Below are 1288 nucleotides of genomic sequence, written 5' to 3' on the forward strand. Positions count from 1 at the left end.
CGTTCGACAATCAATTTTGCACGCTCTGCTGCTAATTTATCTACCGCCCCATAGAGGCGTTTTACATGACTTAAAAGATATTTTTCCCAACGCAATGCCATAGAAAGAGAGGATAAACTAACTTCAAAACGCCCCCTTCGGTCAGTTCAAAAATCAAGGCAAGGCTTGCTATGGTTTTTGGCATTTTCAAAAGATGCGCTTGTAAGGGGTCAGAGAAATGACTCTTCTTTACTTTTTTCTGAAAGCTTTTCCACCACTCACAAAATATCTCTTGAGCATCAGCAGAAAAACGCATGGTAATGGGGTGTTCTGGTGAGCCAAGGGGCTTATCATAGAGAGAACGAAACAGCCTTTCATAATCTTGCTGTGCGTCTTGATTGGGATACCTATCAATCCAGTCCGGCTCTTCGATTTCATTGGGCCACACCAGCATCTGGAACCGTTGGAGCAAACCATCATCATTTTTGCCGTGGAGGATTTCTTTAATGAAAGGAATAATTCGTGAAGGTTGAATGCCGCCTATAATGGAAACAGTTGCATTAGGGATATAAATGGTTCCACGTCCTATACGGTCATAGGTAAATCCACCGTATCCATTAAAAGCTTTCAAATAAAAACCACGGTCTGATTGATATTCCTTCCGTTCCATATCTGCTAAAAAACCAGATAACTCATCACGAACCATCAAAAGACCACGGGGGTTTTCTTTTAACAATTCCCCAAGCTTTTCGACCGTGACATCATTGATAATAAGACGAGAGGCAGCAACATCATGGATATTGCCCTTAGAGGGGCTTTCAGATAAAAAAGCACGTGCAGTTTGTAGATCTCCTTTTTTTATTGCCTTATTGGCTTGTTTTTCTCTTTCTCGTTTGCTTAAATTTTCTAGTATCTCATCAATTTTTTGTTGTTCTTTCTGTTTATTCCGTTCTTTGTAGCATTCCTCTTGAAGAGTATAAACGGGTTCCAAAGCGTCTTCTATAGTTGGTGTTTTCTTTGTTGAAGATTGACCAACAATAGCACCCCAGAGATTAGGGGTAACCCTCCAAGTATCATATTGCTTTGGAGCAACCCGCACGCCATTGCCAATGACGGCAGCCAAGCCACAGAGAGCAGAGATAGCCACAAAATCAACGGGGGCTTGTTGACGGTCAGCAATGTCATAAATATAACGACTTAATCTAAAAGGCATTTGTGCAACGTGAAAAGGTTCGACGGGTAAGAGAGCACTCTCAATCGGTTTTAATTCTCCCCACCCATTTTGTTGCAAGACTTGTTCATAAGGAAT

Annotated in this window: 1 pseudogene; it reads right to left on the reverse strand. The window is 41.5% G+C overall.

From position 1 onward, the window contains the following. Positions 1-1288 (reverse strand): annotated as a pseudogene (locus ABD917_RS08675) (YfjI family protein); the annotation flags it as partial.

Source organism: Bartonella pachyuromydis, from assembly GCF_039543065.1.
Taxonomy (GTDB): domain Bacteria; phylum Pseudomonadota; class Alphaproteobacteria; order Rhizobiales; family Rhizobiaceae; genus Bartonella; species Bartonella pachyuromydis.